This is a genomic window from Methylovulum psychrotolerans (genome assembly GCF_002923755.1).
In the GTDB taxonomy this organism is placed as follows: domain Bacteria; phylum Pseudomonadota; class Gammaproteobacteria; order Methylococcales; family Methylomonadaceae; genus Methylovulum; species Methylovulum psychrotolerans.
In genome coordinates this window covers 210,792-234,694 of the sequence record NZ_PGFZ01000006.1, presented here as the reverse complement: position 1 = coordinate 234,694, position 23,903 = coordinate 210,792, and the positions used below count along the sequence as shown (strand labels likewise).

The window sequence follows — 23,903 nt, the reverse complement described above, 5'->3', positions numbered from 1 at the left end:
GATTTTATTCTCCCCACCCCAACCCTCCCCATCAGGGGAGGGAGTTGCCCACCTTAACAAGCCTTAGCTCTCCGCTAATCTTCCCCACTATTTAGAGGTGACTTTATGAAAAACTTGATGATCGAGTAATAACTGACGTTACGCAGTAACCTGTTTGCCGCGCCGAGCACAGCAGGTTTTGTCGGGATCAGCCCGAATACCCGCAGGGGCGCGGCAGGGATGCCGAGCGTCGGCAAGTGTACCCAACCCGATTAAAAAAACCGTCGCGGTAACGACTCATTATTTGTTTTTTAAACCGCAGAATATGTCTGCGTAACATCAGTAACTAAGAGGAATCTATCCAAGACAAAAAAGCCGCTTAAACGTTAACCGCTGAGGCGACAATGACGCTGACAATTTCCGCTACCGCAAAGGGCAGGAAAATCAATTGGGGGGGCGTAGGGTCGATAAGCAATACTATTGAACAGCCTATATGTAAGCAGTGCTGGACTATTTGCGGCAACAGCCACAAGAAACCGAGGAAGCGGATGAGAAAGTTATCGCCCTTGATGTATGATTGCTCATTTACACTGGCAAAGCAGAACTGAAGAATTTTTTAATCATCAATAGTTTCAGCAATCCGCTATCGCGTATGGCTGGCCTTTATTTCAAAGGGCTTATCACGCTTGGAGGCAGATTTTGTAATGGTTAATGGCGGCAAGCCCAACCAGTAGCAACTGGCCTGCGGTAACAAGACGTTACCGCAGGTATGGCAACCGCCTATCACATACCTTTTTTCACGTCTTTAGCGGCACCTTCAACATGGCTGCCGCCGCTTTCTACGTCTTTGCCCATGCCTTCAATCGTGTTGCACGCAGTTAATGTCGCCATAAAACCCAATACTAATGCCCAAGCTAACAGTTTTTTTGTCATGATAATACTCCAAAAAGTGTAAATAAATGCCGGTTTGCCGATATGGCGTACCGGAAGCCGTCAGTAAAATAGGCTGACTGGCTGTTAATGTCAGTGGCCTATAGCCACTGTTTTTTCGCGTATCCCTAAATTTAGGAAGTACCTTATCGAATCTGCGTTAACCGTGGACAAGCTGTCAGTTATTTTTGCTGGCAAAAACTAACAGCCCACAGCCGGCGACCATCGCCGCCACCCCTGCCCAAATCGGAATATCGATGGTTTGGGTGTCTTTAACTGTCAGCTCTAACGGGCCTATCTTGGCTTCTTGAGTGTCCTTGGTGTAGCTAAATTGGTTATATACCAGACCCAGCAGACCCGCTGCGATCAATACGATTGCCATTATCTTGATTGTGCCCACGATCCTGCTCCTAAAAATATGAATGCGGCTGTCAGAATAAGTGGCCGGAAGTAACCGGCAGCAAGCAAGACCCTTTGCCCTACTGTTAGGATAATACTTCCCGCCTCTTGCTAAAGTCCCCGTCCTTGAATGACCCGCACCAAGATGACGATGATGGCGATAACCAGAAGAACATGGATAAACCCGCCCAATGTGTAGGCAGAGACTAAACCCAATATCCAAAGGATGATTAATATGAGTGCTATGCTTTCAAGCATGTGTGCTGCTCCGTAACAGGCCGCCCGTTGGCGGCGATAAAAACCACAGATAAATAAATGAAGTTATTGCCAAAAGCGAAAACACGCTTTATCCACCCAGCGGCCAACTTCCCATTTATCCCTAAATGACACTATTTTTCGGGTAATACCGTTACTATGTGAGAATCGGTCTAACGGATTTAATTACCTATCCGGGCAGACGGCGCTGTTAACAGCAGCCTTTCTTTACGGTTTCTTTTAGGTTGCCGACATCAGCCGGCAGTTTACCGGGCGTTTTTTGGACATTGCCGTCGGCTTCTGTAGCTTTGTCGTCCGGCATCTTGCCTGCGGCTTGTTTGCCTCGGCCTTTGGCGGTTTCGCTTTGACCGTGTAGTGGTTTTTTGTCCATAACAATCTCCAAGTGTGTTTGTCATCATCCGAACCGTGCAAACATTTCCTATTGCCCTGGCTAAAGGATACCAACAAACCTGAACAGTGTCGGTGCGGCAACGTACATAGGGAAAATATTTAGGTAGGGAAGAATGTTGAATGCTTAGCTAAGCGCATAAAACGGCGGGCTATACTATGCCCGCCGTATTGGCTGTAGCGTATTATTGCGCGTCTTTTAAATGGCTGACGGCTTCTTCGGTGGATTTTTTCGCTAACTCGGCGTGACCCATTTTGCCGTGGTCAATCGCATCATTCAGGCTTTTAATGCCCGCAGTCAAATGCTCGCTGGCGGCACTGGCATGGGTCTTGGCGGTTTCCGCATGTTCGGTGATGGTTTTGCCATCGGTGGCTTTGGCCGCCGCTTCTGCGTGCTTAATCGCTTCCGCGATATGGCTTTCGGCAGCATAAGTGGCAAATGAAGCGCCTGCTAAGCTAATGCCTAAGCATAAGGCGGCTATTTTCATGGTGTTATTTTTCATTATTATTTCCTGTATAAAACGGTTGGCTTGCGGTCATATCTGAAAATGGCGGCGCTATGCCGGATCAGATGCTGTTTTTAAGGTCTTCTTTCAGGTCGCCGAGACCGGACTTGACTTTACCGATATTTTTTTGCAGCTTGCCTTCCTCTTCCATTGACTCATTGTCCAGTACCACGCCAACCGCTTCCTTGACTTTGCCTTTGGTTTCTTCGACCCGGCCTTTCACTTGTTCTTTATTCATCACTAGCTCCCGATAATTGGTCCTGTCATGGCGACATTGCCATAAGCCTAAGCGCCGGATAGTTTCCCCACCGCTTGGTTGCACACATTACAGCTAAAACTGGCCCTGTTCGGTACGGCAACACACAGAGCGCGTTTTTTCTTCGCCCCGTCCAATAACCTAAGGCGGCGCCGCTTAGACAACATTTATTTACACTGTCCTTATGGCGGTCACAAACGGTATTTATGTACGCCAGCGTACCGACACCGCCGGAGGTTTTTCGCTAAGCTCGGTGCAGACTTATACAACAAAACCGTATCTTGCCAAGCTTAGCATTGACCGGATCCCCGCCCTTTTTTGTCATTGGAAAAACTTATGAAAACATCTGCCAGCACCACCACCCACCTTATCGTCGGTTCGTGCTTCGCTTTAGCGCTAGCCATCATTATTTTCTCGACCGCCCAAGCCGAAACGGCCGCCGTTACTGGGTCAAACGCTACCCCAGAACCTAAAATGATGGAGCATTGCCAAGCCATGCAGGCGCAGAAACAAAAGCTGCTTGATGATATAAAAGTCCAAGACACCGAGCTCACCGAACTGCTTGCCAAAATGAACACTGCGCCGGATGCGAAAAAAGTCGGCCTGCTGGCGGCTTTGGTCACGCGCATGATTGAGCAGCGCATCGCGATGGATGCGCGTAAAGCAAAAATGGAAGACATGCTGATGCAGCACGTCCAAATGGGCAAAGACGCAATGATGCCTGATGCCATGCCCAAAGGGGCCGACAAAAAATAGGCTGGTTGCGGGCATGGGTCTTAGGATACGATAGGGCTTTTAATCACCAAGGGCATCCCGTCCACAGCCGCACACTGGCCTAAACGGCAGGTCGGCCGGATGGTTTGCTCAGCAGGCAAGGATAAGAAAATGGGCATCAATACGAAAGATTTCCGCGTATCCGAAGGCGATAGCGTCAACCTCAAACACTGGCCGACGCAGACGGATCCGGTTTATGCATCAAAAAAGGCTTACCACCAATGGCTTGACGAACAAGTGGCGGAACTGAATGCCTTGCAACAGTTGCAATATGCCGCCAACCGCTATGCGGTGTTAGTTATTTTTCAGGCGATGGATGCGGCGGGCAAAGACAGCTCTATACGGCATGTGATGTCGGGGGTTAACCCGCAAGGCTGCCAAGTGTTCAGTTTTAAACACCCCAGTGCGGCGGAACTGGATCATGATTTTCTCTGGCGTACCACCCAATGTTTGCCGGAACGCGGCAGAATCGGCATATTTAACCGTTCCTATTACGAGGAAGTGCTGATTGCGCGTGTGCATCCGGAAATATTGCACAGCCAAGGCTTACCTGACGAATTGCTGGATGAAAAAAACATCTGGCAGGAACGCTATAAATCCATCGTCGATTTTGAAAAGCATCTGCACCGCAACGGCACCCGGATTATCAAGTTTTTCCTGCATCTGTCCAAAGAAGAGCAGCGCAAACGCTTTCTTGAGCGTATCGACACGCCGGAGAAAGTCTGGAAGTTCAGCATCGCCGACACAAAAGAACGCTATTATTGGAAACAATATATGCAGGCTTATGAAGCTTGCCTGAGCGCGACCAGCACCAAAAATGCCCCGTGGTATATCGTGCCTGCCGATGACAAAAAAAATACCCGCCTGATTATCGCCCAGATTATTGTCGATACCCTTAAAGGATTGGATATGCGCTATCCTAAAGCCGATGCCGCCCGTCAGCAGGAGTTGCTGGCGATACGCCAGCAACTGATGCAAGAAGATGCCTAGGCGTTCATGGCAAAGCAGCAGGCAAGCACACCCCATAACATGACGGCCACCCTAACCCCCTGCTCCATCACCTTAAAGCAAACGGAAAGCACCTTAGAAGCCGCCTTCTCAGGGGCTTGGGTGTTGGCGGCGGATATACCGCCCCTCTCCCCGGTTTTGGCGCAATTGGACAATAAGGGCGTTAAGCGCCTGGTGTTTGCCATGCAGGGCTTAGGCAAATGGGATAGCCTGCTGATGACCGAACTGATCCGCCTGATTGATGAGGGCAAAAAGCGCGGCATTGATGTTGACACCCGCACCTTACCCGAAGGGATACAGGGTTTGCTAAGCTTGGTTTATGCCGTTCCTGAACCAACCGGGAGGCAGCGCAGCGCCGCCCCGACCCAATGGCTGGCCGTATTAGGTACGGCGGGTTTAGATTTATATCAGGACGGCCAAGCATTCATCGGCTTTATCGGTGAGCTGGCCCTTAGCCTGCTGGCTTTGCTGCGCGGTAAAGCCCGCCTGCGCCCCGTTGATTTTTGGCGGCAAATCCAAGACTGCGGCCCTTCGGCATTGCCTATCATCACCTTGATTAGCCTGTTGGTCGGGTTGATTTTGGCGTTTGTCGGCGCGGTGCAATTGGCTTTATTCGGCGCGGAAATTTATATCGCCGATATGGTGGGTTTGGGCATGTCGCGGGATATGGGCGGCCTGATGGCGGCGGTCATCATGACAGGCCGCACCGGGGCAAGCTTCGCCGCACAATTAGGCACTATGCAGGCCAATAGCGAGATTGACGCGCTGAAAACCATGGGCTTTGAGCCTTTGCCGTTTTTGGTGCTGCCCCGCCTGCTGGCGCTGATCTGTATGATGCCGCTGCTGTGCCTTTATGCCGATGTGGTGGGCATTGCCGGCGGCGCCTTGGTGACGGTGAACTTTTTCGACATCTCGTTAGTACAGTACATTGAGCGCACCGCCTCAGCCATCCATCTTAAGGATTTTTCTATGGGCATCGTCAAATGTGCGGTTTACGGCGTGTTGATCGCGCTGTCCGGTTGCCTGCGGGGGATGCAATGCGGACGCAGCGCCTCGGCGGTCGGCGACGCCACCACCTCCGCCGTGGTCACGGGCATTGTCTTTATTGTCATTGCCGATGCCGTGATGACCCTGATCTGCAACCGCTTAGGCATTTGACGATGGCCACGCCCTGCCTGACCATTAAAAACCTGACCTTGGCTTATGCTGATTATGTCATTCAACAAGACCTTAATTTCACCGTCAATCAAGGGGATATTTTTATTATCATGGGCAGTAGCGGCTGTGGCAAAAGCACCTTGTTGATGAATCTTATCGGCTTAATGCAGCCCGTCAAAGGCGATGTGCTGTATGGTGAAGACAGCTTATGGCAAGCCGACCACCAAACCCGGCAGCGGCTATTGCAGCGCACTGGCGTATTATTCCAAAGCGGAGCCTTATTAAGTTCCATGACCCTGTTCGAGAATGTCGCCCTACCGCTCACCGAGCATACCCGTTTGGCTGCCGGGCGCATCCGCCAACTGGTCAACTACAAATTGGCTTTAGTGGGCTTGGCGGGCTTTGCGGATTTTTATCCGGCCGAACTGAGCGGCGGTATGCAAAAACGCGCGGGCTTGGCGCGGGCGATGGCGCTAGACCCGGAAATCCTGTTTTTTGATGAACCCTCGGCAGGGCTAGACCCGCTCAGCGCCAAGCTGTTGGACGATTTGATCCGCAACCTGCGCGACCACCTGGGCACGACCATCATCATGGTCACGCATGAATTGGCGAGCATTTTCGCCATCGGCACCAACAGCGTGTTCCTCGACACCGAAACCAAAACCATGATCGCCATCGGCCCGCCCCAACAATTACTGGCCGAGTCTAAAGACCCGAAAATCATCCGCTTTCTGACGCGTGGCGAAACCGCCGCCCGGCCAACAGACAGCCCCAAAACTCCTGCGGTGTGACATAATGAGCAAGCCAGTTAACCCTTACAGCATCGGTTTATTTATGGTCGGGGCGCTGATCTTGCTGGTCGGCGGCATTATGGTGTTTGGCGGCGGCCAACTGCTCAAGAAAAAAACCGAATACGTCATTTATTTCGACTCCGCCTTAAACGGCCTGAATGTCGGTGCGCCCGTCACCTTGCAAGGCGTGCAAGTCGGCACAGTCAAAGAAATTTCTCTGGAGCTAGACCAAAATGCCGCGCGTATCATTAAACCGGTGGTGATCGAGCTGGACTCGGAAATGGTCTTGGATGCCAGCGGGCAACCCTTTCAAGCCGCCGCCACCACACAAGAACGCCAACAAAACGCCAAACGCCTGATTGATGCCGGGCTAAAAGCCCAATTGCAAACCCAAAGCCTGCTGACCGGGCTACTGTCCGTGGAATTTAACTTCCATCAAAATGACCCGCTCAAGCTGACCGGACTGCACTACAAAGGCCTGGCGGAATTGCCCGCCGTGCCGACCACGGAAGACCAGATCAGAAGCACCGCCGATGAAATATTGCAAAAAATCCGCCAGTTACCGCTTGAAGCCATTGTCAAGGACCTTGCGGCGACCTTAAAAGCGGTGCGCGACATCGCCACCTCGGATGAACTAAAGAAAAACCGCGCGGCCTTGACCAAAACCTTAAATGAAACCGAAAAGCTCATCGCCACGATGAACCGCAATCTTGCGCCCTTATTGACCAATATGAACACAACGGTCACGGACACCCAAACCCTAGTGCGGCAATTCACCCACGACATTAAGCCCGTGCTGGCCGCCACCGAAAAAACCTTAGGGACGGCTAACAGTGTCTTGCTCGAGTCGAAAACCTCGTTAAGTTCGGTCGCAACCTTGGCCGCCCCCGACGCACCGCTCTGGCAATCGCTGGAAGCCTTGCGGGAAGCGGCGCAATCCACCAAAGAACTGACCGATTACCTGCAACGCCATCCCGATTCGATAGTGTATGGAAAGGAGTAAAAGACCATGAACGCCCTACCCGTACTGATGGTGTCGGCGCTGTTATTGAGCGCGTGTATGCACCATGACAGCAAGCCCATCGAATTTTACCGGCTCACAGCGGATGTAGGCCTTAAGCCGCCGCCGCCCACCCCTATTCCCGAAGGCATGATCGGCTTGGGGCCGATACACATACCCGACTATCTGAACCGCCCGCAAATGATGGTTGGCCTTAGCGAACACCAGTTTAAGCTGGCCGAACACCACCGTTGGGCAGAACGGCTGGACCAAAACATTGCCCTCGCCCTGTTCAAAGCCCTGCCCGCCCAGTTGGGCAGCGACCATCTTGTCCGCTATCCTTGGCCGCAACAGCAGGCTGTGGATTACCAAATCAGCATCGACATAGTGGAATTCCATGTCGGCGCCAATGGGCAAAGCCGCCTGATCGCCCAATGGGCCATCAAACATAAAGGCCAGACGGTCATAGACAAACGCTCGGAGTACCAAGCCGCCGCCTCAACCTCCGATTACAACAGCATGGTCGCCGCCCAAAGCCAATGCCTCAGCCAGTTAGGCCAAGAAATAGCCGCCGCGTTGCGGCATAGCCCATAATATTTATCTGGGTTTTAGCGGCACTAAAATATCGGAGAAAAAGGCGTTCCATGCCGCCAATATGGTTTGGATCACTGTGAAGGCTTTAGGGAGATAGCGGTTTTTTCACATTTACGCCGCTGCACCCTACCCTGAATTCATTAAAAGGGCAACAGACAAAAAGCCCATAAATTAACGCCAGGTGACTCGTTACACTTAAAGGCATGCCCAATATAGGTTTTTACATAAATGACCTTAAACGTGCTTTTATAAGCCTTAAATCCAACGCCACACCCACACCGGACAAATCACCCATTGCCGATAAAATCATTTTCTGGCCGTTTGGTAGCTCTCCATCTGCTTACGGTACATAAATGCATCATAGTCTTTTTCGCTCTTAAAACCTTGACGCTCCCAAACGGTCATTTTTTTCTTAACCGCCGGGGCTGCCTGTTGCTCCAATTCCCAATCATGCCCCCAGTCTTCTTTCAGGGCATTGACTAAAAAACCCGCATAAGACTTATCCGCCTTACCGTTACTGTACAATATATTTCTTTTAACGTAATCATAGCCTTGCTTTTTTTCGTATGCCGCCACGGAAGACAGCACTGTCTTCTTTGAACGGTGCTGTTCAGGAATTAAGCTAAGTAAGCCATCAAGCGGCGGCAAAGCCCCCTCCCCGTTATCCTTATCCGCCGGGTTCATAATCACGGCCTCATGCGTCAAAATGAGCAAGCGGATCGCTGTCACACGGCGGCCACCCTTAATTTCTTCAAAATTGAAATAAAGGTCAGATTTTTGCGTCAATTCTTTTTGCACAGCCACCAAAATAAAGCGCTTAAAATCGGCATACAACTGATATTGGTCAGGCCTAAGCCCCAAAACCTCCCGCAAAAATTCCAAGTCAAATTCCCTTTCCTTCAACTTTTCATATTGCTTCAATAACGTATAAATCCTGATGGTGTATTGGCTTTTAAAGCTCAATAACATCTCCAATTTACTCGACGTAAAATTGCCTTTAAGCTTTAACAAATAAGGTTTTAATAAAGGGTCAAAACTCAGGTTGACCTCTCCTGAACCATCAACATATTTGGCTGACGAGACCCAACCAATTTGCAGCAAACCATCCGTTTCATCAATATTGACAACCCGCTTCAATAAATTTTCAGTGGTTTTTTTACATTCCCTATAGGCCGAAGCCTTATCGACCCCCAAAAACTCGGCAAGCTCGCCAACACTGATGCAATACGGCTTGAAATCCTCATCATCAGGCTGAATCCTAGAGATCATCGTCAAAATCAAACGTTGCTCAGCTAGCGGCAAATTATATCTGGCCTCAACCAACTGATTCGATTGAGTGACAATCAGTGAAGTAGGTAATGGAATTTTCTTTTTTATCAGCATAAATTCATTAAACGCCCGCCAGAACAAAAATTAAAAACATTAAGTTTTAAATATAACACCATAATTTATGCCACACAAGAAATACAGTGCAAATTTCTCATATTTCAGCCCCAAAAGCAGTGCAAATTTCTCATATTAAGCCCACCTACCACACCATTAGCCCAGCTAAAAACACCCTAAATAGGTACAAAAATAAAATTTAACCAATTGATTTATATAAATTTAACCGTAATGTAAAAATAATTTCGCATTCAGCAATAACCTAAAAATTACCATAATGAAAAAGCCCAGCCTTTAAGCAAAAGCCTCCCCAAAAACCACCGCCATTGCCGCCAAAAACAGAAAAAAGCCGCCAGCAGGGAGCTAATATTCGCCTCACAGAACCGCCGAATCCTGATTACGATGCAAATTTCTCATAGTTCAGTGCAATTTTCTCATAGTTGACTGCAAATTCCTCATATTTCAGTGCAAATTCCTCATATTTCAGTGCAAATTCCTCATATTTCAGTGCAAATTCCTCATATTTCAGTGCAAATTCCTCATATTTAGGCTTGTAACCCCATGATTCACAGAAGGAAAAACGGTCCGAAAACATATAAAACAATTAAAACATTTAAAACAACTACAACAAGGCAGTTTGTCGTCAGTTTTTTTGAGAAACCAAACTATCTTGGCCAATCTTGTTATACTATCCCTGACAGCTAAGACGCGTACCTAAAAACCTTAAGCCCTATTGCCCGGATGACTATATGTCCGATTTGCTATCACCCCCATCAGAAGACGTTTTTAAGCGCTTTACCGCCACCTCGCTGGATGCGTTGCTCGCAGAACAGAGCATCACCCCTGAAGAACAGTCTTTGGCTTTATTTCACCGTTGCGCCGCCGAAGTGCCCGCCTACCGTCAGTTTTTACAAACCCGGCAGGTTAATCCCGACGCTATCGGTTCTTATGCGGCGTTCCAAACATTACCGCTAATGGACAAAACCAGCTACATGCGGGCTTATCCGTTACCCGCCCGCTGCTTCGGCGGTAGCCTTAACGGCACTGACCGTGTGGCGGTATCATCCGGCTCCACCGGACAGCCAACCTTTTGGCCACGTTCCGCCGCCGATGAACTGGCGGTGGCGGTGCGTTTTGAACAAGTGTTCCGTGATAGCTTCCAAGCCCACCAACGCCGTACCCTAGCGGTTGTTTGCTTTGCCTTAGGCAATTGGGTAGGCGGTTTGTTTACCACCTCCTGTTGCTGGCAGCTTGCGCGTAAGGGCTATCCGTTGATGGTGGCGACACCGGGCAACAATAAGGCGGAAATTTTCCGTATTGTCCGCGAACTGGCGGGGCATTTTGACCAGACCGTGTTATTGGGCTACCCGCCATTTGTGAAAGATGTGCTTGATGCAGGCATTGCCGAGGGCATCAATTGGGCGGATTACCAGACCAAGCTGGTGTTTGCCGGTGAAGTGTTCAGCGAAGAATGGCGCAGCTTGTTGGGCCAACGCATCGGTTCGCAGTCGCCCTGTTTTGATTCCGCTTCGCTGTACGGCACCGCCGACGGCGGTGTGCTCGGCAATGAAACGCCTTTCAGCATCGCCATCCGCCGTTGGCTGGCACACCACCCTGATGCCGCGCGTAGCCTGTTCGGCGAATCCCGCCTGCCGACCCTAGTGCAATACGACCCTAGCAACCGCTTTTTTGAAAGCCACGACGGCACTTTGGTGGTTTCGGGAGACAATGGCGTACCCTTGCTACGTTATCACATTGCTGATAAAGGAGGCTTGCTGAGCTTCAAGGCGATGCGAAAATTTTTACAGGCTCATGGTGTAGGGGGTATGTCAGAATTGGGCTTAGAGGAGGGTTTTCAGCCGCGTAACCTACCCTTTGTCTATGTATTTGGCCGTGCCGATTTCACGGTGTCCTATTACGGCGCCAACATTTACCCAGAAAACATTACGGTAGGCCTTGAGCAACCGGAACTGATGGCTTGGCTGACGGGAAAATTCGTCCTGGAAACCACAGAAACGCCAGACGGCGACAAATATCTGCATATCGCGGTGGAACTGCTGCCCAACATAAACCCCGAAGCGGTAAGCGTGCCCGCCATAGCGGCATCGGTTCGTGTGCAGTTGCTGCGCCTGAACAGCGAATTCGCCAACTACACGCCGCTTGAGCGGCAATTGCCCCACGTCAGCTTGTGTGCTTTCGCCGATCCGGCGTATTTTCCGGTAGGGGTGAAGCACCGCTATACGCGCGGGTGAGTTTTTCGCTTGCCGATGGGGTCCGGTTCATCGGTGCTGCCACTAAGTTAGTATAATCTATATAATATATTGATTTTTAATGATAAGTTTAAAATATCGGATAGAGAGGTTATCAGCAAGACACTATCGGCATCATGTTACATAACAAAAACACCTGAAAAAGTGTAACAACTTGTTACACTTTTTTGTCATCCGGCAGGTAGGCTTTGGCCGATCCCATATTTATTAAACTTGACAAGCCCTGTAACAGGCTTATAATGGCACTGGCTAGAAAAATATGATTTCGCTTTGTTTACCGACCCGATGTCCCCTCTGTAATTCCTCGCCCTGTTCTTCAGTTAGTCATTATAAAATTTATTGGCATTGGCATTGTCAATGAATCTTCATTGAAAACCGCATTAACAAACAATAAAGCTAAGCGACAGTTGTCGATGGCTTTTAACCCATACTATCCAATTTTCAACAAAAAAATAGACGAATGACCCCATCTAATAACTATAGTGCTTACTTTCAAGCGCAACTTCAAGTTACCCCCCCCAAAGCAGCCCAACCCGTTAAAGAAAAATCTAAAGTGGTTATACGATACAAGCGCAGTTGGACGAAAGAAGCCGGAACATTGGCTTAAAAAACCTTAATCCGTTCCAAGAATTTGGGTCATATAGGGCTTGCCTTGGTATAGCCGATGGGCTGGTCTTGTCGATAAGGCTACGGCTTTATATAGGCCTTTTGGCTAATTATGCGGCCCGCACCCGTTGCGCTTAAGTTAATGTTGACAGGATGAAAACTGTCCAGATAATTCTGGCAGGGATAAATCGCTAGGTATAAACTTTCGGATTTTTAATCCGGCCTAACAGCGTCACCCTCCAACTAAGGCCTGTCCGCGCTTTTTGCAGATTACTATGCACCAGCCAAATTCTCCAATTTCCTTTATAGGGTAGCCGCTTACTTATGATAGACTGCCGCCTAAGATTCCCTAATGGCTCTGTCATCACTTAATAAAGTCAATATCAGCGCTGCTGATCCGATAGTTGCCCCATCACTTTTCCCCTTCGAGACATGTAATGCCATTTTCCCATCTCGGTTTATCCGAAGCTTTATTGAAAGCGGTCGCCGATTCCGGCTACACGACACCTACCCCCATTCAGAGTAAAGCCATACCCGCCATTTTAACGGGGCAGGACTTATTGGCCGCCGCAGAAACCGGCACAGGCAAAACGGCGGGGTTTGCCTTACCGATTTTACAGCGCCTGGCACAAACCGATTATGGCCGCAACCGTCCGGTGCGTGCGTTGATTTTGACCCCCACCCGCGAACTCGCCGCCCAAGTCGGCGAATCGGTACAAAAATACGGCGCTTATCAACAGCCGCGCTTAAAATCCGAGGTGGTTTTCGGCGGCGTGAAAATCAATCCGCAAATGATGCGCTTACGCGGCGGTGTCGATATATTAACGGCCACGCCTGGGCGGTTATTGGATTTAGTGAGCCAAAATGCCCTAAAACTGGATAAAGTTGAAATTCTGGTGTTGGACGAGGCCGATAGGATGTTGGACATGGGCTTTATTAAAGACATCAGTAAAATTCTGGCGTTGTTGCCTAAAAAACGCCAAAACCTGTTGTTTTCGGCCACTTTTTCGGCGGACATACGCAAACTGACCAACGGGTTGCTGGTGAATCCGGTAAAAATTGAGGTCGCCGTGGAAAATGCCGCCGCCGATACCATAGACCAGATTGTCTATCAGGTGAATAAAACCGACAAAACGGCGTTGTTGGCACATCTGGTGACCAGCAAAAACTGGCGGCAAGTGCTGGTTTTTACCAGCACCAAGCATGGCGCGAACAAACTGGCCGAAAAGCTCAACACTGCCGACATCAAAGCGGCGGCTATTCACGGCAATAAAAGCCAAGGGGCCCGCACCAGCGCCCTAGCGGGTTTTAAAGCCGGCGACATTCGGGTCTTAGTGGCGACCGATGTGGCGGCCCGCGGTATCGACATCGCTAAGTTACCGCATGTGGTGAATTTTGAACTGCCCCGCTCTTGCGCGGATTATGTGCACAGGATTGGCCGGACAGGCCGTGCAGGACAAAACGGCCAAGCGGTTTCGCTGGTATCGCAGGACGAATATCAGGCTTTGAAGCTAGTTGAAAAATTGATAGGCACACAAATACCGCGTGCACAGATAGACGGCTTTAAAACCACCGCGTAAATTATCCTGTAAGCGTCTTGCCCGGCAACGCCAAATAAAAGCGGGGGCGACTTAAGCGAATAAGTATGCCCCCGTCTTGCATCACAATAGCTGGACCCGCCTATAAGCCACGGCAATGGTCTGTAAGTTTAGGCGTTTAACTTTTCTTCCAGTTCCTGTTGGCTCAAATGCCTGACGGCTTCGCCTTTGACCATAAAAATCAGGTGTTCGCAAAGGTAACAGGCGTGGTCGCCAATGCGTTCCAATGCCCGGACTGCCCATAGGCTGTGTAAAGTTCGGGTAATGTTGCGCGGGTCTTCCATCATGTGGGTGACCCATTGCCTGACAATGCCGGCATATTCAAGGTCGACCTTTTCGTCCATGGCTGTAATCACGGTGATGCCGTCTATGGACATTCTGGCAAAAGCGTCCAACGCCCCGTTAAGCATCTTTTTGACCAATTCGGCCATGTGCAGGATTTCGTGGTATTGGTCATGCTTGCCTTCTGTATCAGATAACTTGATAGCCACTTTGGCGATCCGTTCCGCATGGTCGCCGGCGATTTCCAACTCGCTGATAATTTTGATGACCGTCAGCAGCAACCGCAAATCAAATGCGGTGGGTTGCCTCAAGGCGATGATCTGCGTGCATTCCAAATCAATTTCTACCTCCATATCATTGATCAGGTTATCCCGTCTCATGACCAGTTCGGCGGTTTCCATATCGTTCGTGGTGAACGCTTGGATAGCTAAGGCCAATTGCTGCTCAACCAATCCTCCCATTACCAGTACCTTATGGCGTATTTCTTCGAGTTCCGTATTAAACTGCCGGGATATATGTTGGCGTATTTTGCTGTCGTCCATAGGGGGTGTTTTGTGGTTGATTTCAAGCCGCCGCGATTTTAAGGCGCGACGGGATTACGGCACCGACTGTTGGCGGGTGCTGCTTGTGCGGAAAACGCGGGTAAAACGGCGGGCCGATTTTGACATTTGAACGATAAGTGATGAAAGATTTCGTATCTACCTCCGTTAATGTTGCTGCACTTGCCCACTGGTCGCTTTATCTCCGTCAGTTGCCAGCCGCGAAAATCGGCGATAGCCGCAAGCGGAACGCCAGCCAAGTAAGCGTTGGTGGGCAATTCGTGTCAGGATAAACGGCAACAGCCGCCCTTTATATTGGGCTAAAGCCGGACGGAAATCAAGCGGCATCCGTTGGGCGGGTGCGAATTTATGGTGGGGTTGTAACGGCTTAAAGGCGGAAAACGCTTCGCTTTACCCAGCACTGGCCCGTAACGGTAAAGAAGATGTTTTTCAAAAAATGGCCGGACTCACTTCTTGTAAGTATCTGTGGCAGAAACTTATTTTATCCCATTGGTTAAGCTATCCGTGCGTTAGCGTACAGACTACAGCGCGTGATAAAAGCTATAGTTTTCTGCAAGCCGATAGCAACAAGATCGGCGGATGTTTTATGGAGAGGCCGTTACCCTTGCCCATTTTGCCAGGCTAACAATGCCGGATAAGCCCAACGATAAGTCTTGGCTTATCCGGTACTGCGCTTGGCTTGGACAAAAAAATGTCAGGCCAAGCTCATGGTACTTAACCGCACTCAGCGATATCTATCGCTTTAACAGGAGTATGAAAATGGACAAAACCTCGAAGATAACCCGCTTTTGTATAGGCCTTTTATTGATCACTTGGCTACCCGGCTGTGTGGTCGCCGACCGCTGTTGGAACTGTCATCGGCGGCGGTTCAGCTACGAAAATACTCTCCCATCGGATAGCCAAAAAATAGCCCAGAACAATCAGCAGAAAGCCCCTGTTAAAGGCCAATGATTGCCGCAATGCTGGCCGCCCCAATATTGATAACCGCCCGATAGGGTATAAGCCCCTGATTTTCACCTGTACGATGGGGAAGTTGCCCCTGCTAAGGGATTCTTCGGCTTTGCTCAAGAACCGGGGGTGGGTCGGACACGCTGAGAGGTAATGAACGCCTGCTTGATGTTATGCACATCCCTTCACCACCATCCCCAAACCCCGCAGGCAAATGCCGCCCACCTAACCTTTAAGCAAACATTATGGCAACTCAAGTCACCCAAGCGGAAGACAATCCTGCACTCAGCACTGTTATCGAACGGAACATCCGCACTATCATCCGCCTGCGGGTGAAAGCGGCCAGCGAACGGAATCTGCAAGACCGGATGGCGGATGCCATCACCGCATTTTCTGGGCGCATGATTTTTGTCTATGTGCATATCGTGTGGTTTGGGTTGTGGATTTTCCTTAATGAGGGTCATTTGACAATACCGTCTTTTGACCCTTTCCCTTACGGGCTTTTGACCATGGTCGTATCATTGGAAGCCATTTTCCTGTCGACTTTTGTCCTTATCAGCCAAAACCGCTTATCTGAAGAATCGGAACGCCGCGCTGATTTAGGCTTGCAGATCAGCTTGCTGACCGAACATGAATTGACCCGCGTCCTACAGATGTTGGATGCCATCCAAGGTAAATTGGGTATTGAAGACGATGAGAATAGCGAATTGGCCGACCTTGAAATGGAAACCAAACCGGAAGATGTGTTGGCAGAAATAGAACGCCTAAACCAACAAGCGAAGAGAAAAAAAACCAAGTCATGAAAACGAAGCCAACCTTGGCTAACCATAACTTTCTGGGTAGCCAGGGTTGGAAAATTAACAGGCCTAAATACGGGGGGAAAGGAGTTATCCGTAGTACATGCCTTAAGCCATGATCGATAATTTGGCTGTTTCTTCGTGATGCACATTGGCCTCTTCGGCTTTGTTCTGCATCAATATGCCCCGGGCTTTTTCAACTTCTTGCACCGAGCCGTGGACAATAAGGATGAATTTGTCGGCTTTCAGCGCGGTTTCATAGCGCAAGACACTGTCTTCAGGAATGCCGATACTCGCTAACGCCCCACCTAAGGCTGTCAGGCCACCCGTGATGACCGACATTTCAAGGGCGCCTAATATCCAGCTGACCAGCGGGCCGCCGACCATGACAGGGCCTATGCCCGGAATGAGGAAGAAGGCGGAACCGAACAGGATGCCCCATACCCAGCCCCAGAATAAACCGAACTTACCCCATGTCGCCATGCGGTCGCCAGTGTTGTAATAACCGACGACATTTTCTTCACTATGATAATCTTTGCCGATAACAGACAATTTTTTCATGTCGTAACCACATTTTTCCAGATCTTTGACGGCATGTTCAGCATCTTCATGATTGCTAAACAGCCCGACGGCTGAATTGTATTTTTCTAACATAGTATTGCTCCAATGATGTTGGTGAACGATACGGCATTAAGAATGGGTACAAGCTGCGGCTGATCTGGTTAAGTCCGCTATCTTTTGCCCCATAAGTGCCTGTAAACCGTTGCGTGAAGGGGGGATGGGTTTTCTTGCCCCCCCCTCATTTTCTCTGTCGCCGAATTATTTAGGCTCTGCCATTGCTTCGTGGGCGAGGGCTTTTTTCTCATATTCAGCCACTAAAGCTTCCTCGTTAACCGCTAAGGCAATTTGGCGGTTCGCCAAAAGGCGTTTGCTGGCATTGTTAAGCACGGAAGCGGCAGCCCTTTCGTGGGTCGCCAAACTTTGATGATATTGGGCATGGCCTTTTTGGATGGCGGCCTCTGCTTTATGGTCAACGGCGGTTTTTTCAGGTGTGGCGATAGCGGCCTGTTGCCCAGAAGCGACCGGTTCTTCGGCCCATAAAGGCGCAGAAGCCAAACCCATAAAAACCATACAAGCCAAACCAATATAAGTATTTTTGTTTATCATGTCGTTCTCGTCAGATTAAGGTTAATAAAACCGGGGGCGGTTGCGTACTATGCGTTTCACACCGCCTGGATCGGATTTGTAGTGCGTCACATTTTTTGCAGATTAGCCCTTAGACGGCCTTATCTGCGCGGTTATTATCATTTGTCTGCCCGGTAGCGTCTGTTCGTTGCCATACAGAAAACCACATTATTTTTATGTAACCCGTAGAACTGGCAATGGCCATCAACGCCGCTGGCCGGGCGGATAAGCTATGTGGTTGCCACGGTTAAATTTTTGGTAACGTGGGGCATATTCGCGCTGATACCAGTCATGTTTGACGAAATAGACCCGTTCATTACAGGCGTTGTATTGGCTACAATAGCGCCGCCATTGCCGGGCGTGGCCTGGCCGGACACGCAGATAAATGGGCGGGCGGTTGCTGGGCACAAATTGGGCAGCTACCGGTTGGCGATAATAGACCTGCGGCGGCGGATAACCGCCGACATTAAGCCGCCCATAGAAGCCGGACTCGCCGACCCTGATAGAGGCGGCTTCGGTAGTGCAGGTCAGCAAGGTGGTGACGGCGAGTAGTGCCGCGCCCAGAAAAAGTTTCATTACATATCCTTGTTTATTGTCAGTAAGTGACCGACATGATCCGCCCCTAGCGGTAAAAATTCTGTACGCTGGGGTACATAGGCGGACAATAAGCGTTGTAGGGGCAAAAAAAATGCCCTCCTAGTGTTTGAAGGGCATTATGAAACGTTGATATCCGGTTTGCCGGACAGTAACATACCCGGCCCGATGATTAGGAACGGGCATAAAATCACCAGAGGCGGTTTTATCTTTGGAGCGCGGGCATCTTGCCCGCCCTTGCGGGCAAGATGCCCGCGCTCCAAGACCTTTAGCGTATTTCCCACCCATTCCCTAGCTGGAGACAGGGCATGTTTCTAGTTTAGGGGCTGCAATGCAAGGCTGCCGTTGGCCACAGGCTTAAGCATTCGGCAAATATTCGGGCAGGTGTGTGCGGATGTCGGCAAGGCTGTGCGAGGCGATATTTTTTGCCAGTTCAAATGTGACGGCTTTCTGCACGGATTCTGGCAAACAGTGACGTAATAAGCCCAGCAACGACGGTTCGGCAATGATCAGCAATTGCCCGAATTGATTATCGTTATGGGCAGATTCCAACAGCGCGGCAATCGTGTGGGCGAACAGGTCGGCTTCGTGATGTTTCGGGTCAGTGGCTTGTTCAAAAGCGTGGGCGCTGCCGTCGGTGCTTTTTATTCTGCCGGGCAGGTCAGAGGTGATGTCCCGGTCATGCAAACGGCCTTCGGCATGGCCTAAGCCTTCGAGTTCAATCAAAGCTGATGAAGGCGTTTCGGCGGTAAAAATCCGCGCCTGGGTGTTGTCGGCAACGATGATCCATGTTAATTTCATAGCATTTTCCAGTTTGGTTGGTTAGGTAACAGGCCTATCCCCAACCCGGCGATTGGCGGTTTTTAACCAGCCAACAATAAAGGCAAGATAGGCGGTATTTTGACAAACTTAGCCGTGACGGCTTATTTTTAGCTGCCTCCGCAGACGTTCAAGCTCCTCCATTAAGTCCAAGGCCAAAGCGATACCTGCCAGATTTACGCCTAAATCGCGCTCTAAATTGAACGCGGCACGGACGCGCGCCAAACTGGCACCCGAAAACCGCCACGACGGCATTTCTGCGCCATCTGGTTCGATAATGCTCTCCTCCACTAAACGGACTAGCCAATCGGCTTGCACCCCGCAGCTTGTGCACAATTGCTCCAGCGTCAGGGTGTCGTCTTCAATGACCGTACCCGTATGGATAATAAACAGATTATTGGTATTCATCGGTATTTACACTCCCATGGTCTGGCGGGGGTTAAAATCAAACGCTTGTTGCAAATGCTGGTAAGCGGCTTTTTCCGCATCGGTTAGGGCGGGCGGCAAGACAACTTGCAGGACGACAAAGAAATCCCCAGGCGGTTTGCCGGGTATGCCGCGTCCCGGCAACCGTAATTTGCCGCCTTGCTTGGAATTGGGCGGCACTTTTAAATCCACCAGCCCGTCCGGCGTCGGCACTTTGATTTTCGCACCCAACGCCGCTTCCCAGGGGCTGATAGGAAGGTCCAGATAAATGTGTGCTTCAACGAGGCGGTACAGCGGATGCGGATTAAATTCCACCGCCAAGATCAAATCGCCCGCCGGGCCGTTACCGAACCCCGCATGGCCTTGGCCGGCCAGTTTGATATGCTGCCCCGGCTTAATGCCTTTAGGGATTTTGACATTCAGGCTGCGGTGTTTAAGCTGCACTTGGCCCTGGGCATTGCTGGTCGGGGTGCTTAAGGAAATGGCCCGTGTGGCGCCTTGGAAACTGTCCTCCAGATCAATATAGATTTTCGCGTGGCTGTCTTGCCCTTGTTCAGGACGGTTTGACCTTGCATCGTCAGAACGGAAACCGCCTTGGCCAAAAATCTGGGAAAAAAAGTCGCTAAAATGCGCTGAGTCGCCAGATCCTGCCGCACCGCCAAATTCAAAACCTTCATCCCAATGGGGCGGCGGCTTAAAATCTTGGCCTGCTTGCCAGTTTGCACCGAGCTGATCGTAAGCCGCGCGTTTTTCAACGTCTTTAAGCACCTCATAGGCTTCGCCCAAGGCTTTGAATTGTGCCTCGGCATCCGCCTCCTTGCTGACATCGGGATGGTATTTGCGGGCCAGTTTACGGTAGGCCCGCTTGATGTCGTCTTGCGTGGCATCACGCGCTAGGCCCATGATTTGATAATAATCTTTATACGTCATAATAAACGTCCTAAATGCTGACAATGAAGTTCCCGCCCGTTACCCGGCGGATAAGGCGGTAAAATAGCGGTTGTTAGGTTTTAGGGCTTTTGGCTAAATAAGTAGGCGTTCATTGCCCCGCCGCGCTCCAAAGCACAAGCCGCCGAGGTTATTTCCTGCCCCTTCCTTAAGGCGTTATGTTGCCCGGACGCATGGTTTCGGTCACATCTTTGCCGATGCCCCGATAGCCGATAAAGCGTCCCGACGGATCGAACACCGGTTCCCCGCTCACCATCAAATATTGCCGCTGACCGTTAGGTTTGTTCCTGCTGTAGACAAAATCCAGGAACGGTTTCCGGGCCGCCAAATTGGTTTCCAAAACCAGGCGTTCGGCTTCGTCCCAGATGATGCCTTGCTCTTCGACATTATCCAATACGTCATTATTAATCCGAATGCCCAGCATTTCATGCACCGGCCCGTAAACCATAGTGAATTGCCCGTTTGCGTCCTGCTCCCAATACCAATCTGATGACAGCTCGGTTAAGCGGCGGAAACGCTCTTCACTGGCCGACAGCTCAATGGTGCGTTCCGCGACTATTTGTTCCAAAGATTGGTTATAATATTCAAGATTTTTATACAACAGCCGCACTTCCAGCATATTACGGATGCGGTTTTGCACTTCAATGAGATCAAACGGTTTGCTGACAAAATCTTTCGCGCCCACCGTGAGCGCCCGCAATTTATGGTTAGGTTGGGCCGTGATCACTAAAATCGGCAAATAACCATCCGTTTCGATGCGTTTAAGCCCTTCCATCACCTGAAAGCCATCCATGCCCGGCATTTGCAAATCCAACAGGATCAGGTCGTAACGGTTTTTCTGATAGAGCCCGCAGACTTTGGTGGGGTCGGTAGTCGAGGCGATACAGGTATAACCCGCACCTTCCAACATCTGTTCAAGCAACAGCACATTGGATAACTGGTCATCAACTATCAAGATACTGGAATTAAGGATTTCTGCTGTGCTAATCATGGTCATTGTCCGGTTTATGGATAGCGCTCAAGCCTGTTTCAGAGCATGTCAGTACGTCATCCAAGGCATTTATAAACTCATTAATCTTGATCGGTTTGGTCAGATAACGGAAGAATCCGGCTTGTAAGCCTCTCTGAATGTCACCCGGCATCGCATTGGCGCTCAGGGCGATCACGGGAATATCCGCCGTGGCCGGATCTTCACGCAAAATATTTAACGTGTCTATGCCGCTGATGCCCGGCAGATTAATGTCCATCAGAATAATATCGGGATGATGGATACGCGCAAGCGTAACGCCTATCCGGCCTGTCTTGGCGCTGAGCATTTTGATATTTTTATGGTTGGTGATAATTTGCTCGACCAACAACAAGTTGGTCGGATTGTCTTCCACATAAAGCAGCGTGAACAGCAATTTGTTCTCCTGAACATGCAGCGTCACTTCGGCGGGCAAAGGCACTATGACCGCAGGTCCGGAAAACGTTGGCCGGATCAGTTCGACCCAAAAGACACTGCCCACGCCAACCGTACTTTCCACGCCGATATGGCCGCCCATCAGTTCGATAAGCCGTTTACTGACTACCAAACCGATACCGGTGCCTTCTTCAAGACCGTTCTCTTGTCCTAGGCGGTTGAAAGGCTGGAACAGTTGTTCGAGTTTGTCGGCGGACAGGCCTTCACCGGTGTCATGGACACTGATGCGTATACGTTCCGTTGTGTTTTGGCTATAGGTAACGGCAATCGTGCCGCCGGCACGGTTATATTTGATGGCGTTAGACAACAGGTTAAGAAACACTTGCTTTACCCGTGTCCGGTCGGCATTCACAATACAAGTGTCATCAAACGGCGGGTAACTCATGCTGATGCCGCTGGTTTGCGCTTGCGGTTCAATCATAGCCTGACAATCGTCCAGCACATCACTCAAGGAAATGGATTCCAAGGATAAGGAAATCTTGCCGGATTCGATCATCGCCAAGTCAAGGATTTCATTGATGAGCTCCAACAAATACCAGCCGGCGTGGAGAATCTGGTCGATACTGGTCTTTTGGCGCGGTGTAAGCGGCGGCGTACCCGCCTCAAGTAACTGGGCAAAACCGAGGATCGCATTCAGTGGCGAACGCAATTCATGGCTCATGCTGGAGAGAAAATCGGATTTTGCCCGGTTGGCATTTTCTGCCGCCGCCTTGGCTTTGTTCAGTTCCGCTTCGATACGCTTGCGTTCGGTAATATCGCGGATGGCGCTGGACACCAAGCGGCCTTTTTTGGTTTCCAGCGGGCTGAGGCTAACTTCAATCGGAAATTCGCTGCCATCCTTACGTTTGCCGAACAAATTCAAGCCGCCATCCATTTCGCGCGGTTGCGGCTCGGTCAGATAACCATCGCGCAAGTTGCTGTGCAGGTGGCGGAAACGGGACGGCATGAGCATTTCTACCGGTTCGCCGAGCAGTTCGGCGCGGCTGTAGCCAAACAGTGAAATCGTCAGGGCATTCACCAGCACAATCAGGCCTTGCTCATCGACAATGACAATGGCATCGGGGGCGGCTTCCAATAAGGCGCGGAATTGCTCCTCACTGTCGCGCAAAGCCTGCTCGGCGGTTTTTTCGGTCGTGACATCCAGAGCCACTAAGGTGGCGTGCTGAGGCTGCTGAAAATTGCCTTCCCCGGCAAAGCGGATATGCTTGCGTACGCGTAACCAGCGCACTTGGCCATTAGGCCATACCACCCGATGATCCATAAGGAAAGTCCTTGTCCCTCTAGGGGACAGCGCATGGGCGATGCACTGCATCACATCGGCGCGGTCATCAGGGTGGAAGCTGGCATGTATTGCTGCACGCGGCAAGGTCAATTTTACGTTGCCGAAGCCAAACATCTGTGCCGCTTCGGCGGAAAGGTGCGCCATCCCTGTGGTGTAATCAATATCGGCAAGCCCTAAACCGGCGACTTGCACACCTAGGGCCAGCCGCTCCTCGCTGGCTTTCAGGGCTTGCAAGGTGTGCATCCGTTCGCGTAACAGCACGAAACGTTCTACGGAATTCTCCACGGCCCGGGTCAGGCTTTCGGGAGTGATCCTGTGCTTGCCGATATAATCTTGTGCGCCGGCACGGAGCAGTGCCGGGCCTTTATCCTTAACCGCCCCTATAACCACTACGACCGGACACGGCGGCAACTCCGTACCCTCGCACAACACAGCCAATATTTCCTCGCTGTTCATATCCGGCAGGTAATAGCTTAGGATAATGCATTCGTAAGGCCCATCGGGTTTATCATGGGCTTTTTGCAAAGCTTCGGCACCAAGTTTGGCTTCGGTAAACCGATAGCGGCGTTCTGAGCCTGAGGCCAATTTTTGCCGAAGCTCGGCACGGTCATCATCATTTTCTTCAACCAACAAAATATGCCAGAGTGTATTCTTCATATTGCCAACAGAGGTTCAGGTGCACGGT

The 23,903-nt window shown here is 50.5% G+C and carries 27 protein-coding genes; 10 read left to right on the top strand and 17 right to left on the bottom strand.

What is annotated here, in order from left to right:
• Positions 1-762: 762 nt before the first annotated feature.
• From AADEFJLK_RS14395 to AADEFJLK_RS14370, 6 genes are all read right to left on the bottom strand, one after another.
• Positions 763-912, bottom strand: coding sequence for an entericidin A/B family lipoprotein (locus AADEFJLK_RS14395; RefSeq protein ID WP_103974741.1), 150 nt, complete (start codon positions 910-912; stop codon positions 763-765).
• A 175-nt stretch (positions 913-1,087) separates the two neighbouring features.
• The gene (locus tag AADEFJLK_RS14390) at positions 1,088-1,291 is read right to left on the bottom strand and encodes a hypothetical protein (RefSeq protein ID WP_232463643.1); all 204 of its coding nucleotides are present in this window, start codon (positions 1,289-1,291) and stop codon (positions 1,088-1,090) included.
• A gap of 128 nt (positions 1,292-1,419) precedes the next feature.
• Positions 1,420-1,566, bottom strand: coding sequence for a lmo0937 family membrane protein (locus AADEFJLK_RS14385; protein ID WP_103974740.1), 147 nt, complete (start codon positions 1,564-1,566; stop codon positions 1,420-1,422).
• A 208-nt stretch (positions 1,567-1,774) separates the two neighbouring features.
• Positions 1,775-1,954, bottom strand: coding sequence for a CsbD family protein (locus AADEFJLK_RS14380; protein ID WP_103974739.1), 180 nt, complete (start codon positions 1,952-1,954; stop codon positions 1,775-1,777).
• A 202-nt stretch (positions 1,955-2,156) separates the two neighbouring features.
• Positions 2,157-2,474, bottom strand: coding sequence for a small metal-binding protein SmbP (gene smbP, locus AADEFJLK_RS14375; RefSeq protein WP_103974738.1), 318 nt, complete (start codon positions 2,472-2,474; stop codon positions 2,157-2,159).
• A gap of 64 nt (positions 2,475-2,538) precedes the next feature.
• Positions 2,539-2,715, bottom strand: coding sequence for a CsbD family protein (locus AADEFJLK_RS14370; protein ID WP_088619959.1), 177 nt, complete (start codon positions 2,713-2,715; stop codon positions 2,539-2,541).
• 354 nt (positions 2,716-3,069) lie between these two features.
• On the opposite strand from AADEFJLK_RS14370, the gene AADEFJLK_RS14365 reads away from it, so the two are divergent.
• From AADEFJLK_RS14365 to AADEFJLK_RS14340, 6 genes are all read left to right on the top strand, one after another.
• Positions 3,070-3,489 carry a hypothetical protein gene (locus tag AADEFJLK_RS14365; RefSeq protein WP_103974737.1) on the top strand — a complete coding sequence of 140 codons (420 nt, stop codon included), beginning with the start codon at positions 3,070-3,072 and terminating at the stop codon, positions 3,487-3,489.
• 129 nt (positions 3,490-3,618) lie between these two features.
• Positions 3,619-4,497 carry an ADP-polyphosphate phosphotransferase gene (locus AADEFJLK_RS14360; protein WP_103974736.1) on the top strand — a complete coding sequence of 293 codons (879 nt, stop codon included), beginning with the start codon at positions 3,619-3,621 and terminating at the stop codon, positions 4,495-4,497.
• A 39-nt stretch (positions 4,498-4,536) separates the two neighbouring features.
• Positions 4,537-5,673, top strand: coding sequence for an MlaE family ABC transporter permease (locus AADEFJLK_RS14355; RefSeq protein ID WP_103974735.1), 1,137 nt, complete (start codon positions 4,537-4,539; stop codon positions 5,671-5,673).
• Between the two features lie 2 nt (positions 5,674-5,675).
• Positions 5,676-6,464 carry an ABC transporter ATP-binding protein gene (locus AADEFJLK_RS14350; protein ID WP_103974734.1) on the top strand — a complete coding sequence of 263 codons (789 nt, stop codon included), beginning with the start codon at positions 5,676-5,678 and terminating at the stop codon, positions 6,462-6,464.
• A gap of 4 nt (positions 6,465-6,468) precedes the next feature.
• Positions 6,469-7,467, top strand: coding sequence for an MlaD family protein (locus AADEFJLK_RS14345; protein WP_103974733.1), 999 nt, complete (start codon positions 6,469-6,471; stop codon positions 7,465-7,467).
• A gap of 6 nt (positions 7,468-7,473) precedes the next feature.
• Positions 7,474-8,058, top strand: coding sequence for a PqiC family protein (locus AADEFJLK_RS14340; RefSeq protein ID WP_103974732.1), 585 nt, complete (start codon positions 7,474-7,476; stop codon positions 8,056-8,058).
• Positions 8,059-8,364: 306 nt separating this feature from the next.
• Here the strand turns inward: AADEFJLK_RS14340 and AADEFJLK_RS14335 are convergent, their stop codons facing one another.
• Entirely contained in the window at positions 8,365-9,441 is a 1,077-nt protein-coding gene (locus tag AADEFJLK_RS14335; protein ID WP_088619965.1) for a replication initiation protein, read from the bottom strand.
• Between the two features lie 749 nt (positions 9,442-10,190).
• On the opposite strand from AADEFJLK_RS14335, the gene AADEFJLK_RS14325 reads away from it, so the two are divergent.
• Positions 10,191-11,693, top strand: a complete 1,503-nt coding sequence (locus AADEFJLK_RS14325) for a phenylacetate--CoA ligase family protein (RefSeq protein WP_103974729.1) — start codon at positions 10,191-10,193, stop codon at positions 11,691-11,693.
• A gap of 1,061 nt (positions 11,694-12,754) precedes the next feature.
• On the top strand, positions 12,755-13,897 hold the full coding sequence (locus AADEFJLK_RS14320; protein ID WP_088619968.1) for a DEAD/DEAH box helicase: 1,143 nt from the start codon (positions 12,755-12,757) through the stop codon (positions 13,895-13,897).
• Between the two features lie 128 nt (positions 13,898-14,025).
• On the opposite strand, the gene phoU is transcribed toward AADEFJLK_RS14320, so the two are convergent.
• The gene (gene phoU / locus AADEFJLK_RS14315; RefSeq protein ID WP_088619969.1) at positions 14,026-14,739 is read right to left on the bottom strand and encodes a phosphate signaling complex protein PhoU; all 714 of its coding nucleotides are present in this window, start codon (positions 14,737-14,739) and stop codon (positions 14,026-14,028) included.
• A 165-nt stretch (positions 14,740-14,904) separates the two neighbouring features.
• Complete coding sequence (locus AADEFJLK_RS14310) at positions 14,905-15,084, bottom strand: hypothetical protein (protein ID WP_103974728.1); 180 nt, start codon at positions 15,082-15,084, stop codon at positions 14,905-14,907.
• A gap of 432 nt (positions 15,085-15,516) precedes the next feature.
• Here AADEFJLK_RS14310 and AADEFJLK_RS24065 point away from each other — a divergent pair, with 432 nt between their 5' ends.
• Complete coding sequence (locus AADEFJLK_RS24065; protein WP_146054612.1) at positions 15,517-15,708, top strand: hypothetical protein; 192 nt, start codon at positions 15,517-15,519, stop codon at positions 15,706-15,708.
• Positions 15,709-15,950: 242 nt separating this feature from the next.
• Positions 15,951-16,508 carry a DUF1003 domain-containing protein gene (locus tag AADEFJLK_RS14300; protein WP_088619972.1) on the top strand — a complete coding sequence of 186 codons (558 nt, stop codon included), beginning with the start codon at positions 15,951-15,953 and terminating at the stop codon, positions 16,506-16,508.
• Between the two features lie 102 nt (positions 16,509-16,610).
• Here the strand turns inward: AADEFJLK_RS14300 and AADEFJLK_RS14295 are convergent, their stop codons facing one another.
• The 8 genes from AADEFJLK_RS14295 to AADEFJLK_RS14260 all read right to left on the bottom strand — a co-directional run bounded on the left by AADEFJLK_RS14295 (position 16,611) and on the right by AADEFJLK_RS14260 (position 23,875).
• Positions 16,611-17,156, bottom strand: coding sequence for a general stress protein (locus AADEFJLK_RS14295; RefSeq protein ID WP_088619973.1), 546 nt, complete (start codon positions 17,154-17,156; stop codon positions 16,611-16,613).
• A gap of 165 nt (positions 17,157-17,321) precedes the next feature.
• Positions 17,322-17,669 (bottom strand): hypothetical protein, encoded by a 348-nt coding sequence (locus AADEFJLK_RS14290; RefSeq protein WP_103974726.1) that lies wholly within the window; start codon positions 17,667-17,669, stop codon positions 17,322-17,324.
• A gap of 222 nt (positions 17,670-17,891) precedes the next feature.
• Positions 17,892-18,263, bottom strand: coding sequence for a hypothetical protein (locus AADEFJLK_RS14285; RefSeq protein ID WP_088619975.1), 372 nt, complete (start codon positions 18,261-18,263; stop codon positions 17,892-17,894).
• Positions 18,264-18,638: 375 nt separating this feature from the next.
• Positions 18,639-19,082, bottom strand: a complete 444-nt coding sequence (locus AADEFJLK_RS14280) for a host attachment protein (RefSeq protein ID WP_103974725.1) — start codon at positions 19,080-19,082, stop codon at positions 18,639-18,641.
• 108 nt (positions 19,083-19,190) lie between these two features.
• Positions 19,191-19,508: a chaperone modulator CbpM gene (locus tag AADEFJLK_RS14275; protein ID WP_088619977.1), complete on the bottom strand. Its 318-nt coding sequence runs from the start codon at positions 19,506-19,508 to the stop codon at positions 19,191-19,193.
• A gap of 6 nt (positions 19,509-19,514) precedes the next feature.
• Positions 19,515-20,456 (bottom strand): DnaJ C-terminal domain-containing protein, encoded by a 942-nt coding sequence (locus AADEFJLK_RS14270; RefSeq protein ID WP_088619978.1) that lies wholly within the window; start codon positions 20,454-20,456, stop codon positions 19,515-19,517.
• A 166-nt stretch (positions 20,457-20,622) separates the two neighbouring features.
• Complete coding sequence (locus AADEFJLK_RS14265) at positions 20,623-21,465, bottom strand: response regulator (RefSeq protein WP_088621624.1); 843 nt, start codon at positions 21,463-21,465, stop codon at positions 20,623-20,625.
• Positions 21,458-23,875: a PAS domain S-box protein gene (locus AADEFJLK_RS14260; RefSeq protein WP_103974724.1), complete on the bottom strand. Its 2,418-nt coding sequence runs from the start codon at positions 23,873-23,875 to the stop codon at positions 21,458-21,460. The genes AADEFJLK_RS14265 and AADEFJLK_RS14260 overlap by 8 nt, the downstream gene beginning before the upstream one ends.
• Positions 23,876-23,903 lie beyond the last annotated feature (28 nt).